A 14,336-nucleotide genomic window follows, 5' to 3' on the forward strand; every position below is an offset into this window, starting at 1 on the left:
AAGATTGAAGGCATGACGCACACCCCCGGCCCCCCGGCCGACATCGCCCCGAAGGGACGCATCCTCGTCGTCGACGACGACGCGTCGCTCGCGGAGATGCTCACGATCGTGCTGCGCCAGGAGGGCTTCGACAGCCGGATGTGCACGCGGGGCGACCTGGCGATGGACGAGTTCCGCGACTACCGCCCCGACCTCGTGCTGCTCGACCTGATGCTGCCCGGCAAGGACGGCATCGACGTGTGCAAGGAGATCCGGGCCGAGTCCGGCGTCCCGATCGTGATGCTCACCGCCAAGGGCGACACCGTCGACGTCGTCGTCGGCCTGGAGTCGGGCGCCGACGACTACGTCGTCAAGCCGTTCAAGCCCAAGGAGCTCGTCGCGCGGATCCGCGCCCGCGTCCGTCGGTACGACGCCCCCGCGCAGGAGTCGCTCGCGATCGGGGACCTCTCGATCGACGTCGCCGGCCACTCCGTCCAGCGGCGCGGCGTCCCGATCAGCCTGACCCCGCTGGAGTTCGACCTGCTCGTCTGCCTGGCCCGCAAGCCTTGGCAGGTCTTCACCCGCGAGGTGCTGCTCGAGCAGGTCTGGGGCTACCGCCACGCCGCGGACACCCGGCTCGTCAACGTCCACGTGCAGCGGCTCCGGTCCAAGGTCGAGCACGACCCGGAGAACCCCGAGATCGTCGTGACCGTCCGGGGTGTCGGCTACAAGGCCGGCAACGCGTGATGTCCGTGCGGCACTGAGGCCGCCGTGGCCTCGCGCAGTCTCCCGGCGGCGGTCCGCCGCGGCCTGACGTTCTGGCGCAGGTCCATCCAGGCACGCGTCGTGGTCAGCACCCTGTTGCTCTCGGCGGCGGTCGTCAGCGTGGTCGGGTGGTACCTCCTCAACCAGACCCGTGAGGGCCTCCTGGACCACCGGGTGAGCGCGGTCGTCACCGAGGCGCAGGACGAGACCACCGAGGCCAGCAACCGGCTCGACGCGGCGCTGAGCGCCTCGTCCGGCTCGGCCACGCAGCAGCTCGACCTCGTCGAGCCGATCATCCAGCGTGGTGACACCCGCGGCTTCAGCGTCGTGCTCTCCGGCCCGGTCGGCGACCAGGGCAGCCGGATCGCCGACGGCGGCTCGGAGTTCACCCCGGGCCTGGACACCTCGAGCGTCCCGGCCTCGCTCGAGGCGCACTTCGACGACATCGCCAGCAGCGCGTGGACCTACACCACGATCCGGTCCACCGACGCCGAGGGCGTCCACCACGAGGTGCCGGGCGTGGTGGTCGGATCCCAGGTGAAGCTGCCGTCCGACGGCCAGACCTACACCCTCTACTACCTCTTCCCGCTCGACGAGCAGGCCGAGACCCTGGCCCTGGTCACCCGCGCCCTGCTCACCGCGGCCGTCCTGCTCCTCGTCCTCGTGGCCGGGCTGACCTGGCTGGTCACCCGGCAGGTCGTCACCCCGATCCGGCTCGCCCGCCAGGTCGCCGAGCGCCTGGCCGCCGGTCAGCTCCAGGAGCGGCTGCGCGTCACCGGCGAGGACGACCTGGCCCGGCTGGCGACCTCGTTCAACCAGATGGCCAGCAACCTGCAGCGGCAGATCCGCCAGCTGGAGGAGCTCAGCCGGCTCCAGCGCCGGTTCGTCTCCGACGTCTCCCACGAGCTGCGCACCCCGCTCACCACGGTGCGGATGGCCGGCGACGTCCTCTACGACGCCCGGGGCGACTTCGACGCCGCCACGGGCCGCGCGGCCGAGCTGCTGCAGGTGGAGCTTGACCGCTTCGAGACCCTCCTGGTCGACCTGCTGGAGATCAGCCGCTTCGACGCCGGCGCCGCCGTGCTGGAGACCGACGACGTCAACCTCGTCGACGTGGCCCACCGCGTGGTCGACATGACCAAGGCGCTCGCCGACCAGCGCGACGTCCAGGTGCAGGTCCGTGCGCCCGGCCACCCCTGCCTGGCGGAGGCCGACGTACGCCGGGTGGAGCGGATCGTGCGCAACCTGGTCACCAACGCCATCGACCACGCCGACGCCCGGGGACTGCAGCCGGGCATCGTGGTCCACGTCGCCGGCGACGACCACGCCGCGGCGATCGCGGTCCGCGACTACGGCGTCGGCCTGGCGCCGGGGGAGTCGGCGATGGTCTTCAACCGCTTCTGGCGAGCCGACCCGGCCCGCGCCCGCACCAGCGGCGGCACCGGCCTGGGGCTGTCGATCTCGCTGGAGGACACCCACCTCCACGGGGGCTGGCTGCAGGCGTGGGGCCGCCCGGGCCGCGGCGCGCAGTTCCGGCTGACCCTGCCCCGGCGGGCCGGCGGTCCGCTCCGCCAGAGCCCGCTGCCGCTGGTCCCCACCGACGCCGAGGAGACGGTCTCGTGAGGCGTCGACGACTCGTGACGGCGGTCCTGATGGGCCTCGTGCTCGCCCTGCCCACCGGCTGCATCCGGGTGCCCGAGAGCGGCCCGGTCGTCAAGACGCGCTCGCAGGTCGGCAGCTCGCCCGCCGAGCCGCCGATCTACATCGACCCCAAGCCGCCGCAGCCGGGAGCGCTCCCGGTCGACATCGTCAACGGCTTCCTCGACGCCATGACCGCGACCCCGATCAGCACCGACGTGGCCAAGGAGTTCCTCAGCCCCGACGCCGCCTCCACGTGGGCGCCGGAGAAGGAGACCATCACCTACTCCGACAACCCCGAGGTCCGCGGCCAGGCCACGGTGTCGGTGACGCTGCCCGGCGCCGACCACCTCGACGGGCGCGGCTCGTGGCGCGGCGCCCTGACCGACGACCAGAACATCCTCGAGTTCCCGATGCAGCAGGTCGACGGCGAGTGGCGCATCGCCGAGGCGCCGGACGCCCTGGTGGTGCCGGAGTCCTGGTACGAGCAGCGCTACCGCCAGGCCTCCCTCTACTTCTTCGACCCCACCGCCCACGTCCTCGTGCCGGAGCCGGTCTACGTCCCGCGCGGCGAGAAGCTCGCCACCGCCCTGATCCAGGGCCTGCTGCGCGGCCCGGGGCGCTCCCTGTCGAAGGTGTCGCGGACGTTCATCCCGCCCGGCCTCAAGCTCGTGCTCTCGGTGCCCGCCCAGAGCGTTGCCGACATCTCGCTGCGCGGGGACATCGGCCAGCAGACCCCCCAGGCGATCGAGCTGATGGTCGCCCAGCTCGCCTGGACGCTGCGCCAGGAGCCCACGATCCGCGCCTTCCGCATCTCCATCGGCGGCCAGCCCGTCACCCTGCCCGGCGGGGTGGGGGCCTTCAGCGTCGACCAGGGCAGCGAGTACGACCCGACCGGCTTCCAGGCCAGCTCCCTGCTCTACGGCCTGCGCGAGGGCCGCCTGGTCTCCGGCACCCCCGACGGGCTCGACACGGTCGATGGTCCGCTCGGCGCCGCCGACTACGGCGTCTCGCAGATCGGCGTGAACTTCAACGCCACCCGGGTCGCCGCGGTGACCGGCGGCGGCCGCGCCCTCCTGCTCGCCCCGGTGCGCGGCCCGGCCGGTGTCGGTGTCCACGAGGTCGTCAGCAGCGCGCGCCACCTGCTCCGGCCGGCGTGGGACTTCGCCAACCGGCTCTGGCTGGTCGACGACGCGGCGGACGGTGCCCGGGTGTCCTTCGTCGAAGGGCAGTCACCGACGGGGGTGCGCGTCCCGCACATCAGCGGCCAGGACGTGCGCAGCTTCCTCGTCTCCCGCGACGGCTCCCGCTTCGTGGCCGTCGTGCACCGCAGGAGCGGTGACGCCCTGATGATCAGCCGCCTGCTCTACGACGACCAGGGCCGCTTCCTGCGCGCCACCCGGGCCCACCGGATCGCGTGGGAGGGCCCCGACCGCCTGCACCTGGGGGACATCGCCTGGCAGACGCCCACGACGGTGGCGGCGCTCGACGTGCTCACCCAGCGGCTGGCGCAGGTCCGCACGATCTCGGTCGACGGCTCGCCGCCGGGCCTGGAGAGCCTGTCCTTCACGCTCGACGGCAAGGTGCGGTCGCTCGCCGGCTCCGCCGTGCCCGGCGCCCCGCTCTACGCCGTGTTCAACGCCAGCCTCTACGACCTGACCAACGCCGTCGGCGGTCCCACCAGCCTCGACGCGTCGGTCTCCTCCCTCGACTACGTCGGCTGAGGCCGTCCTCCACAGGCCCGGTCGCCGGGGTTGATCCGGGCCCGCCGCTCTGGTCGCATCGAGGGGTGCCGGGGACCGACGGGGGACTGCTCGACGCGGCCGCAGACCTGCTGCTGGGCGGCTCCTGCGTCGGCTGCGCGCGCCCCGGCCGGCTGCTCTGCCCCGTCTGTGCCGCCCTGCTGCCCGCCGACGCCCACCCGGCCTGGCCCACGCCGACCCCGGCCGGGCTGGTGACCCCGTGGGCGGCGGCGCCGTACGCCGGCACCGTCCGCGCCCTGGTCCTGGGCCACAAGGAGCACCGGATGCTCGGGCTGCGGCCCGCGCTGGCCCGGCTGCTGGCCCAGGCCGTGGTCGCCGCCGCCGGGGAGCTCGAGGGGCCGCTCGTGCTGGTGCCGGTCCCGTCGCGGCCCGCCACGGTCCGGGCCCGCGGCCACGACCCGATGCGGGCCGTCACCGCCCGCGCCGCCCGCCTCCTCCGCGCGTCCGGGTACGTCGCCCTCGCGCGGCCGCTGCTCCGCCAGCGACCGGGCGTGCTGGACCAGTCGGGCCTGGACGCGGGTCAGCGTGCCGCCAACCTGGCCGGGTCGATGCACTGCCCGAGCCCGGCCCTGGGACGCCTGGCCCGGAGGGTCCCGGACGCCCGCGTGCTCGTCTGCGACGACGTGCTCACCACGGGCGCGACCGCCCGGGAGGCCCAGCGGGCGCTCGAGGCGGTCGGGTTCCCGGTGGTGGCTGTCGCGGCGGTCGCGGCCACCCGGCGTCGGGTTCCCGTGACGCCCGCGCCCACCAGCAGGGTCACGGACTGAGACGGAGCCGGGCGTGTCGGCCGCGTGTCACAGCGAATTGTCAGGTGGCGGCCTTTCGTCGGACAGCGACACCCTCTAACGTCTGTGTATGGAGTCCGCCCGGGTCCGTGGTTGCGTCGACGAGGCGCCCCGGCTCGGGGTGTCAGGTCGGCAAGCCGATGCCAGTCGCAGGCGAAACGGTCCACGTAAGGCGCGTCCGGTCCGTCCGGGCCGCCGATCACGGTGCGGCTTAGTCGTAAGTCCTGCCTCGTCATCGCCGTCAGATGCGGCGACCGTCGGGAGAAGGGCAGTAGTGGCAGAGAAGCTGCGAACCCCTCCGCAGGCGATTGTGGGGTCGAAGACCAGGTCGGCCGGGCGGACTCCTTTCTCCATCTCGAGCGGCGGGCCGTGCGCGGTCCGGGCTGCTGCCTGCCCAACGGAGGGCCCGCTCGAGCGCTAGCAACCAACTGTTCAACGGGAGGTTCAACATGGAAGTTGTGGTCACGGGTCGACACTGCGAGCTGTCCGATCGGTTCCGCAGTCACGTCACGGAGAAGCTGTCGCGGCTCGAGAAGCACGACCACCGCATCATGCGGGTGCAGGTCGAGGTCGAGAACGAGCGCAACCCCAGGCAGCACGACCGCGCCGTACGCGTCGAGCTCACCGCCTTCTCGAAGGGTCCGGTCATCCGGGCCGAGGCGGCAGCGGAAGACAAGATGGGAGCCCTGGACCTCGCCCTGGACAAGATGGCCTCGCAGATGCGCAAGGCCGCCGACCGCCGCCGCGTGCACCACGGGCACAAGACCCCCGTCTCCGTGGGCGAGGCGCTGGCCGACGGTGCCCTCGCCGAGGCCCCGACCGCCGAGGACGTCGTGACCGAGCGTCGCGTCGGGCCGATCGCGGTCACCGGCGACGGACCGCTCGTCGTGCGCGAGAAGGTCCACCCGGCCAGCCCGATGACCCTCGACCAGGCCCTCTACGAGATGGAGCTCGTGGGCCACGACTTCTACCTGTTCGTCGACAAGGAGAACGACCGTCCCGCGGTCGTCTACCGCCGCCGCGGCTACGACTACGGCGTGATCTCGCTGGACCTCGGCGCCGAGTAGGACCGGTCCGGAATCGAGTCCCGTGAGCGGGGTGGCCCGATCGGGCCACCCCGCTCCGTCGTTCCCGTCACCCGTCCGGCACCCACGGAGGGCCCGGTCGTGCCATGATGCGCAGGTGGCCGAACAGGTGAAAGAAGCGGATGTGGAACCCATCCGCGTGCTCGTGGTCGACGACCAGGAGCTCTTCCGGCGTGGGCTGACGATGCTGCTGGCGATCGAGTCGGGCATCGAGGTCATCGGCGAGGCCGGTGACGGGATCGAGGGCACGTCCCTCGCGTCCACCTCCGCGCCCGATGTGGTGCTCCTCGACATCCGGATGCCCAAGCGCACCGGCATCGAGGCATGCCTGGCGATCAAGGAGGCCGTCCCCTCGGCCAAGATCATCATGCTGACGGTCTCCGACGAGGAGGCCGACCTCTACGAAGCCGTCAAGAGCGGCGCCTCGGGCTACCTGCTCAAGGACTCCTCGATCGAGGAGGTCGCCCAGGCCGTTCGTGTGGTCGCCGACGGGCAGTCGCTGATCTCGCCGTCGATGGCGGTCAAGCTGATCGACGAGTTCAAGCAGATGTCGCGCCCCGAGCGCGACCACGTCCCCGGCCTGCGGCTGACCGAGCGCGAGCTCGAGGTGCTGCGCCTGGTGGCCAAGGGGCTGAACAACCGCGAGATCGCGCGCCAGCTCTACATCAGCGAGAACACCGTCAAGAACCACGTGCGCAACATCCTGGAGAAGCTCCAGCTGCACTCGCGCATGGAGGCGGTCATGTACGCCGTCAAGGAAAAGCTGCTCGACCTGCCCTGACGGGCTGACGGGTCGCTGTCGGTGTCCCGTGGTTGAGTACGCCGCGTGAGCGAGCGTCCCCCGACCCTGACCACCGCCCAGGCGCGCCGGATCGCGCTGGCGGCGCAGGGGTTCCTCGACCAGCGGCACGCGGCGCCGACCCTGCGCACCGTCCAGCGCACCCTCGACCGCACCGGGGTGCTCCAGGTCGACTCGGTCAACGTGCTCCAGCGCGCGCACTACATGCCGCTCTACTCCCGCATGGGCGCCTACGACACCGACCTGCTCCGTCGCGCCTCGGCCGCCCGCCCGCGCCGCCTCGTCGAGTACTGGGCCCACGTGCAGGCGTTCATGCCGGTCGAGCTGTGGCCGGTGATGCAGCACCGGATGGACCGCTACCGCGCCGAGCGCGGCAAGTGGTGGAAGGCGGTCGACGACGACCTGCTCGCGACCGTGCTGGCCGCGGTCCGCGACCGCGGCCCGAGCACGGCCCGCGACCTCGAGCACCTCCACGACGGCGGCCCCCGCGCCCGCGACAACTGGGGCTGGAACTGGTCGGAGGTCCGCAAGGCCCTCGACTTCCTCTACATGTGCGGCGACCTGGCCATCGCGGAGCGCAACAGCCAGTTCGAGGTGGTCTACGACGTCCCCGAGCGGGTCCTGCCCGCCGACGTGCTGGCCCTGCCGACGCCCTCGAAGACCGAGTCCGACCTCGAGCTCACGCGGCGGGCGGCCCGGTCCCACGGCGTCGCCACGCTCAAGAGCCTCGCCGACTACTACCGGATGCTGGTGGCCGACGTGAAGGTCGCGGTCGACACCATGGTCGAGACGGGCGAGCTGACCCCGGTCCGCGTGGAGGGCTGGCGCAAGCCGGCCTGGCTCCACCGCGACGCGCGGGTCCCGCGCCGGATCGGCGCCCGGGCGCTGCTCAGCCCGTTCGACCCCGTGGTCTGGGAGCGTGAGCGCACCGAGCACCTCTTCGACTTCCACTACCGGATCGAGATCTACGTGCCGGCCGACCAGCGGGTCCACGGCTACTACGTCCTGCCGTTCCTGCTCGGCGACGAGATCGTGGCGCGGGTCGACCTCAAGGCCGACCGCAAGGCCGGCCGGCTCGTCGTGAAGGCGGCGTACGCCGAGCCCGGCGCGCCCGCCGAGACGGCCGAGGAGCTCTCCGCCGAGCTGCGCGACCTCGCGGCGTGGCTGGCGCTGGACGACATCGAGGTGCAGCAGCGGGGCGACCTCGCCCCGTTCCTCCGGGTCTGACCGGGCCCTGAGCCCGCTGGGTTAGGGCGCGCCTTGCTCGCTGGGTAGAGTGGCGCCGCCAGTGTCGTCATAAGGAGTTACGCGGTCGTGCCTGCCATTCTTGACAAGATCCTCCGCATCGGCGAGGGGAAGATCCTGCGCCAGCTCGAGGCCATCGCGCAGGCCGTCAACGCCATCGAGGACGACTTCACGGCGATGAGCGACGCCGAGCTCCAGGGAATGACCGAGGAGTTCCGCAAGCGCCTCGCCGACGGCGAGACCCTCGACGCCATCATGCCCGAGGCCTTCGCGACCGTCCGCGAGGCTGCCCGCCGGGTGATCGGCCAGCGGCCCTACGACGTCCAGGTGATGGGCGCCGCCGCGCTGCACCTCGGCAACATCGCCGAGATGAAGACCGGTGAGGGCAAGACCCTCGTCGCGACCCTCCCGTCCTACCTCAACGCGCTGGCCGGCAAGGGCGTCCACGTCGTCACGGTCAACGACTACCTCGCCAAGTACCAGGCCGAGCTGATGGGCCGCATCCACCACTTCCTGGGCCTGACGATCGGCGTGATCCTGCCCGAGATGCGCCCCGACGAGCGGCGCGCGGCGTACAACTGCGACATCACCTACGGCACCAACAACGAGCTCGGCTTCGACTACCTGCGCGACAACATGGCGGGCTCGATCGAGGAGTGCGTGCAGCGCGGCCACTACTTCGCCGTCGTCGACGAGGTCGACTCGATCCTCATCGACGAGGCCCGGACGCCGCTGATCATCTCGGGCCCGACCCAGGACGAGGTCCGCTGGTACGACGAGTTCGCGCGCCTGGTCCGCAAGCTCGAGCGCGACGTCGACTACGAGGTCGACGAGAAGAAGCGCACCATCTCGGTCCTCGAGGACGGCATCACGAAGGTCGAGGACCACCTCGGCATCGAGAACCTCTACGAGTCGGCCAACACCCCGCTCATCTCGTTCCTGAACAACTCCATCAAGGCCAAGGAGCTGTTCCGCAACGACAAGGAGTACGTCGTCATGAACGGCGAGGTGCTCATCGTCGACGAGCACACCGGCCGCATGCTGGCCGGCCGCCGCTACAACGACGGCCTCCATCAGGCCATCGAGGCCAAGGAGGGTGTCGAGGTCCGCGAGGAGTACCAGACCCTCGCCACCGTCACCCTCCAGAACTACTTCCGCCTCTACGAGAAGCTGTCCGGCATGACCGGCACGGCCATGACCGAGGCGTCGGAGTTCGACAAGATCTACAAGCTCGGCGTGGTGCCGATCCCGACCAACAAGACGGTCCAGCGCATCGACCGGCCCGACCTCGTCTACCGGACCGAGGAGGCCAAGTACGACGCGGTCGCCACGGACATCGCCGAGCGCCACGCCAACGGCCAGCCGGTCCTGGTCGGCACCGTGTCGGTCGAGAAGTCCGAGCACCTCTCGCAGCTGCTGCGCAAGCGCGGCATCCCGCACACCGTCCTGAACGCGAAGGCGCACGCCAACGAGGCCAAGATCGTCGCGCTCGCCGGTCACAAGGGCGCCGTCACGGTGGCCACCAACATGGCCGGTCGAGGCACCGACATCATGCTCGGTGGCTCGGTGGAGTTCCTCGCCGACGACGAGCTGCGCAAGCAGGGCCTCGAGCCCGCCGGCGAGACCGCCGAGGCCTACGAGGCCGCCTGGCCCGCCATGGTCGAGAAGATCAAGGCCCAGGTCGCCACCGAGCACGACGAGGTGCGTGCGCTCGGCGGCCTCTACGTGGTCGGCACCGAGCGCCACGAGTCGCGCCGCATCGACAACCAGCTGCGTGGACGGTCCGGCCGCCAGGGCGACCCCGGCGAGTCCCGGTTCTACCTCTCGCTCGAGGACGAGCTGATGCGGCTGTTCAAGTCCGACTGGGTCGACCGGGTCCTCCAGGTCCTCAAGATCCCGGACGACGTCCCGATCGAGAACAAGCGCGTCACGGGTGCGATCGCCAACGCCCAGGGCCAGGTCGAGTCGCAGAACTTCGAGTCGCGCAAGAACGTCCTCAAGTACGACGACGTGATGAACCGCCAGCGCGAGGTCATCTACGGCGAGCGCCGCAAGGTGCTCGAGGGCGCGGACCTGCAGGACCAGATCCGGACCTTCATCGACGACGTCGTCGAGGGCTACGTCCTCGGCTCGACCGAGGGCCTCGCCGAGGAGTGGGACCTCGACGCGCTGTGGACCGCGCTGCGCCAGATCTTCCCCGTGTCGATCTCGCTGGCCGACCTCGAGCGTGAGCACGGCGACCGCGCCAACATCGACCGCGACGAGCTCATCGCGCTGCTGAAGGCCGACGCCCACGCGGCGTACGACGCCCGCGAGGCCGAGATGGGCGACGAGATCCTCCGCGAGCTCGAGCGTCGCGTGGTCCTCTCGGTGCTCGACCGCAAGTGGCGCGAGCACCTCTACGAGATGGACTACCTCCGCGAGGGCATCTACCTGCGGGCCTACTCGCAGCGCGACCCGCTCGTCGAGTACCAGCGCGAGGGCTTCGACATGTTCGCGGCCATGATGGACGGCATCAAGGAGGAGTCCGTCGGGTTCCTGTTCAACCTCGAGGTCACCATCGACGACACCGAGACCGACGACGGCTGGGAGGACGACGACGAGGTCGAGGAGCCGCTGCGCCGGGTGCTGCCCGACGCCGCCGAGGCGCCTCGTGAGGCCCCGCACATCCACGCCAAGGGCCTGGACCGTCCCAAGCAGCCCGCAGCCCTGACCTACTCCGCCCCGTCGGAGGACGGCGAGGTCGAGGTCAAGGGCACCACGGCCAGCAACGCCGACGACCCCTACGCCGGTGCCAGCCGCAACGCGGACTGCCCCTGCGGCTCGGGCAAGAAGTTCAAGAAGTGCCACGGTGCTCCGGGCGGCCCCACCGGGCTGACCGCGCGCATCAGCTGAACGCTCGTCCAGCGACGCTGGCAAGGGCCGTGACCGATCCCGGTCACGGCCCTTGCTGCTTCTTGCGTGTTGCTGTCGGGATAAGTGTGGCGCCCGTGCGCGGGCGCCCTGGCGGCGGGAGCGGTGAGCTGTGAACCCTTTCCCTGCCCGGTTCGGTTGATGGCTCACCGCCGGGTCGGCCCGGCGGTGGGTGGTGAACCGTTTGCAAGTCGGGTTCGGTTGATGGCTCACCGCTGGGGCCGCTCTGGCTACGCGGCGAGCCCACACCGCTGTCGATATTCCTCGCGCAGTCGTTCGCGGAGCCCGGCGACCATCCCGGCGACGGTGAGGGCGTCGAAGAACCCGCCCGCCACCTCGGCGAGCCGCCGGTGCTTGACGGGCCCGAGGCGGAGCCGCAGGTGCAGGCGCGTGCCGCCGTCCTCGGGGGTGAGGGTCAGGCTCCAGGTGACGTCGGTGTGACTGCGCCGCGAGCGGTGGACGAGGGAGTGCGGGGGGTCGATCGAGGCGACGGTGAAGGTCTCGTGCCGGCCGCCGTAGTCGGGGATGACGCTGCCGACCTCCAGTCCGAGCCAGCGGTCGTCGACGTGCCGGATCGCCCGCCGTGACGGCGGCAGGAACTGCTCCACGCGGATCGGGAGGTACCACCCGGCCCGGCCCTTGCCGAGCTGCTCCAGCCACGGCCAGACCACCTCGGGCGGCGCGTCGAACGAGCAGCCGCGGTCCATCACGACCGGGTCGCCGGGGACGATGTCGTCGCCGGGCCGGGTGGCCGTCACCTCGTCGGGTCGGGCGGGCGCGAGTCTCACGCGTCCATCTTCGACCCGTCAGGCAAATTCGAGGGCCGTGCACAGCCAGCGATCCTGGCGGTGTACGAAGCGGGCTGCGACGGCCCGGGAGCGGGCGCCGTAGCGGACATGGGCGCTCACCTCGACGGTGGTGCGGTCCAGGAAGCAGGTGTGCACGCCGACGACCGACGGCCGGACCGGCTGGACCCGGCCCTGGCCCGGGCGGTGGCCACCCGCGCGGGCCACGAGCAGGGCCCGACGGGCGAGGTCGTCGTGGACCTCCCGGGAGGACCAGCGGACGAGCTGGGCGACCGGCCGGTCGCCGCCGACGATCTCGACGGCCGCCTGGGTGTAGCGGCGAGCCCAGGCCTCGACCTCGCGGCGCAGCCGCAGGTCGATCGGGATGACGTCGGCGCTGCCGCTCGTGGTTGCCCGAGCGGGACGGCGCGGCGGCGGGTCGTGGCGGGGGACCAGGTCGAGCGCCAGGGTGCCCTGGACGCTGGTGACCGGGGCGGGGCCACGGAACGGGACGACGCGGTGGTGGGACATCGGAGCTCCTGTTCACGCGCGCGGGAGGCGCAGCTGCTGGTCGGGATGGATGAGTCCGGGGTCGGCGCCGATGACGCCGCGGTTGGCGGCGTAGATCGCCTGCCAGTGGGTGTTGATGTCGGCGTCGCTCGCGCCGGGCGCGAGGTCGCGGGCGGCGATGCCCCACAGGGTGTCGCCGCGGTGGACGGTGACCCGCCCGGCCGACTCCGACCGTCGGACCGGGTGGGCGGCGACCACCGTGGTGGTCGTGGCGCGGTCGGGGAGTGGCAGCCCGTTGACGACCCGGGCCACGATCGCCGAGGCCCGCAGGTCCTGCGGAGGGGCCTGCGGGGTGTCCGCGAAGGCGGGGGTGGTGGTCAGGCCCCCGGTCAGGGCGACCCCGCAGGCGGCGAGCACGAGGCGTCGTACGCCGTGGGGGACGCCGTGGGGGACGCCGTGGGGGACGCCGTGGGGGTCGCCGTGGGCGCCTCCCCGGGCCGCCTCGAGGGTCGCGAGCGTGGTGATCGCCCACAGCCAGCACGTGGCCGGGACGGCGACGGCGGCGCAGAGCCCGACGAGCAGGTCGTCGAACGGACGGCCGGCGAGGTCGCCGCGGCTGGCGGCGCGAGCCATCGGGAGGGCGAGGGGCAGGAGCAGGGCCACCAGGCCGGCGGCCGCGGCCGTGGCCAGCAGCCAGACCGTCGCACAGCGGGTGGGACGCGCAGGGTGGTGGTTCATCCGAGATCCTTGCGTTTGCTTCTGTTTGCTTTAGGAAACGCCGTTTTACTCGGATCGTCAAGGCGTTGTGCACAGGCGTTGTGCGTCAGGGGAGGGGATGGCAGGGTCGCCGCATGAGCTGGGAGCAGGAGCTCTTCGCGGTGCTCGACGACCTCGAGCAGCAGGCCGAGGCGCTCTACGACGCGGAGCGCGAGCTGGAGCTGGCCGACCGCAGCCGGGCGGAGTACCACCACGTCACCCTCGAGAGCCGGCTGACCGCGTCGGTGGGCCTCGACGTGGTCCTCGACGTCCGCGGCGTCGGACGGATCAGCGGCGTGCTGGAGCGGGTCGCCTCCGGCTGGTGCCTGCTCGCCGGGCCCGCCCAGGACTGGGTCGTGCGCACGGCCGCGGTCGCGCTGGTGCACGGCGCCTCGGAGCGCTCGGTGCCCGAGGTGGCGTGGTCACCCGTCGCGAAGCTGGGCCTGGGTTCGGCGCTCCGCCGGCTCGCCGAGGCGGGGGAGCGGTGCGTGGTGCACCTCGTCGACGGTGCCGCTCACGAGGCCGTGCTGCGCCGGGTCGGCGCCGACTTCGTCGAGGCGGCCGTGGGTGACGGGCCCGGCGCCCGGACGGTGCTCGTCGCGTTCGAGTCGGTCGCTGCTGTCCAGTCCCGCTAGCTGGTGCGCCCGCGCGCGTGGCCGACCGTCTCCCGGCGTCAAGGACCCTCGCTTCGCTCGGTCCGCTGCGCGGCGGCTTCGCCGTCCTTGACTCCGGGACCCTGACGGTCGGCCGGCGGCGCGCTTGTCGGCACGGCTTCGCCGCGCCGCCCGCATGCGCGGGCGCCCTGGAGCCCTGGCTGGGTCTGGGGGTCGCATGTGCGCAGGATCATCATTTTGGGGCGCTCGGTGATGATCGTGCGCACTCCTGCGGTCGGGATCACCGGTTAACCGGTGATCCCGACGGCTACGCGGCGCACCCGAGCTGACCCGGGCCGGCAGTTGCGCCGACTCGACCGGTTACGTCGCGTCGGCGTCGTACGGCGGGGTCTCGCCCTCGTCGAGCGGGCGCTGGCCGGGGCGGCGGGAGGACCGGGCGTCCCGGTCGGCCTCCTCCATCGCCTCGACGATGTGCTTGCGCACGATGGTGCGGGGGTCGAGGTCGCGCAGCTCGAGGTCGGCGTACTCGGGGCCGAGCTCGGTGCGCAGCTCGTCACGGGCGGAGTTGGCGAACTCCTTGGCCTTGCGGATCATCTGACCCGCCTGGCGAGCGAGGTCGGGCAACTTGTCGGGCCCGAACACGAGCACCGCCACGAAGGCGATGACCATCATCTCGGGGAGCCCGACACCGAACATGGG

At 72.0% G+C, this 14,336-nt stretch carries 13 protein-coding genes; 9 read left to right on the plus strand and 4 right to left on the minus strand.

Annotated features, from left to right (window positions below):
* The first annotated feature begins 12 nt into the window (after positions 1–12).
* The 8 genes from mtrA to secA all read left to right on the plus strand — a co-directional run bounded on the left by mtrA (position 13) and on the right by secA (position 10,954).
* Complete coding sequence (gene mtrA, locus FB382_RS03270) at positions 13–726, plus strand: MtrAB system response regulator MtrA (RefSeq protein WP_125038573.1); 714 nt, start codon at positions 13–15, stop codon at positions 724–726.
* 24 nt (positions 727–750) lie between these two features.
* Entirely contained in the window at positions 751–2,367 is a 1,617-nt protein-coding gene (gene mtrB, locus FB382_RS03275) for an MtrAB system histidine kinase MtrB (RefSeq protein ID WP_182536773.1), read from the plus strand.
* Positions 2,364–4,106, plus strand: coding sequence for an LpqB family beta-propeller domain-containing protein (locus FB382_RS03280; protein WP_182536775.1), 1,743 nt, complete (start codon positions 2,364–2,366; stop codon positions 4,104–4,106). Before mtrB ends, FB382_RS03280 begins: the two co-directional genes overlap by 4 nt.
* 65 nt (positions 4,107–4,171) lie before the next feature.
* On the plus strand, positions 4,172–4,912 hold the full coding sequence (locus FB382_RS03285; protein WP_182536777.1) for a phosphoribosyltransferase family protein: 741 nt from the start codon (positions 4,172–4,174) through the stop codon (positions 4,910–4,912).
* A 467-nt stretch (positions 4,913–5,379) separates the two neighbouring features.
* On the plus strand, positions 5,380–5,997 hold the full coding sequence (gene hpf, locus FB382_RS03290; RefSeq protein WP_182536779.1) for a ribosome hibernation-promoting factor, HPF/YfiA family: 618 nt from the start codon (positions 5,380–5,382) through the stop codon (positions 5,995–5,997).
* Positions 5,998–6,139: 142 nt separating this feature from the next.
* The gene (locus tag FB382_RS22750; RefSeq protein WP_260430946.1) at positions 6,140–6,796 is read left to right on the plus strand and encodes a response regulator; all 657 of its coding nucleotides are present in this window, start codon (positions 6,140–6,142) and stop codon (positions 6,794–6,796) included.
* Between the two features lie 45 nt (positions 6,797–6,841).
* Complete coding sequence (locus FB382_RS03300; RefSeq protein WP_182536781.1) at positions 6,842–8,041, plus strand: DNA glycosylase AlkZ-like family protein; 1,200 nt, start codon at positions 6,842–6,844, stop codon at positions 8,039–8,041.
* Between the two features lie 87 nt (positions 8,042–8,128).
* Positions 8,129–10,954, plus strand: a complete 2,826-nt coding sequence (secA, locus tag FB382_RS03305) for a preprotein translocase subunit SecA (RefSeq protein WP_182536783.1) — start codon at positions 8,129–8,131, stop codon at positions 10,952–10,954.
* A 248-nt stretch (positions 10,955–11,202) separates the two neighbouring features.
* Here secA and FB382_RS03310 read toward each other — a convergent pair whose 3' ends face one another.
* From FB382_RS03310 to FB382_RS03320, 3 genes are read right to left on the minus strand one after another with little or no spacing between them, the layout of a single operon-like run.
* Positions 11,203–11,760: an SRPBCC family protein gene (locus FB382_RS03310; RefSeq protein ID WP_220481246.1), complete on the minus strand. Its 558-nt coding sequence runs from the start codon at positions 11,758–11,760 to the stop codon at positions 11,203–11,205.
* Positions 11,761–11,778: 18 nt separating this feature from the next.
* A complete protein-coding gene (locus tag FB382_RS03315) occupies positions 11,779–12,288 on the minus strand; it encodes an Rv3235 family protein (protein ID WP_182536785.1) in 510 nt (169 codons plus the stop codon).
* A gap of 12 nt (positions 12,289–12,300) precedes the next feature.
* Complete coding sequence (locus FB382_RS03320) at positions 12,301–13,005, minus strand: LysM peptidoglycan-binding domain-containing protein (protein ID WP_182536787.1); 705 nt, start codon at positions 13,003–13,005, stop codon at positions 12,301–12,303.
* A gap of 113 nt (positions 13,006–13,118) precedes the next feature.
* Here FB382_RS03320 and FB382_RS03325 point away from each other — a divergent pair, with 113 nt between their 5' ends.
* The gene (locus FB382_RS03325; protein ID WP_182536789.1) at positions 13,119–13,658 is read left to right on the plus strand and encodes a hypothetical protein; all 540 of its coding nucleotides are present in this window, start codon (positions 13,119–13,121) and stop codon (positions 13,656–13,658) included.
* Between the two features lie 339 nt (positions 13,659–13,997).
* Here FB382_RS03325 and FB382_RS03330 read toward each other — a convergent pair whose 3' ends face one another.
* On the minus strand, positions 13,998–14,333 hold the full coding sequence (locus FB382_RS03330) for a sec-independent translocase (RefSeq protein WP_125038562.1): 336 nt from the start codon (positions 14,331–14,333) through the stop codon (positions 13,998–14,000).
* Positions 14,334–14,336: the final 3 nt, after the last annotated feature.

The sequence above is a fragment of the Nocardioides ginsengisegetis genome (assembly GCF_014138045.1).
Taxonomy (GTDB): domain Bacteria; phylum Actinomycetota; class Actinomycetes; order Propionibacteriales; family Nocardioidaceae; genus Nocardioides; species Nocardioides ginsengisegetis.

Excerpts from the sequence above, each read along its gene's own strand:
- mtrA (WP_125038573.1), top strand. The coding sequence starts at position 13 with ATGACGCACACCCCCGGCCCCCCGGCCGACATCGCCCCGAAGGGACGC.
- hpf (WP_182536779.1), top strand. The coding sequence starts at position 5,380 with ATGGAAGTTGTGGTCACGGGTCGACACTGCGAGCTGTCCGATCGGTTC.
- FB382_RS03315 (WP_182536785.1), bottom strand. The coding sequence starts at position 12,288 with ATGTCCCACCACCGCGTCGTCCCGTTCCGTGGCCCCGCCCCGGTCACC.
- FB382_RS03320 (WP_182536787.1), bottom strand. The coding sequence starts at position 13,005 with ATGAACCACCACCCTGCGCGTCCCACCCGCTGTGCGACGGTCTGGCTG.
- FB382_RS03325 (WP_182536789.1), top strand. The coding sequence starts at position 13,119 with ATGAGCTGGGAGCAGGAGCTCTTCGCGGTGCTCGACGACCTCGAGCAG.
- FB382_RS03330 (WP_125038562.1), bottom strand. The coding sequence starts at position 14,333 with ATGTTCGGTGTCGGGCTCCCCGAGATGATGGTCATCGCCTTCGTGGCG.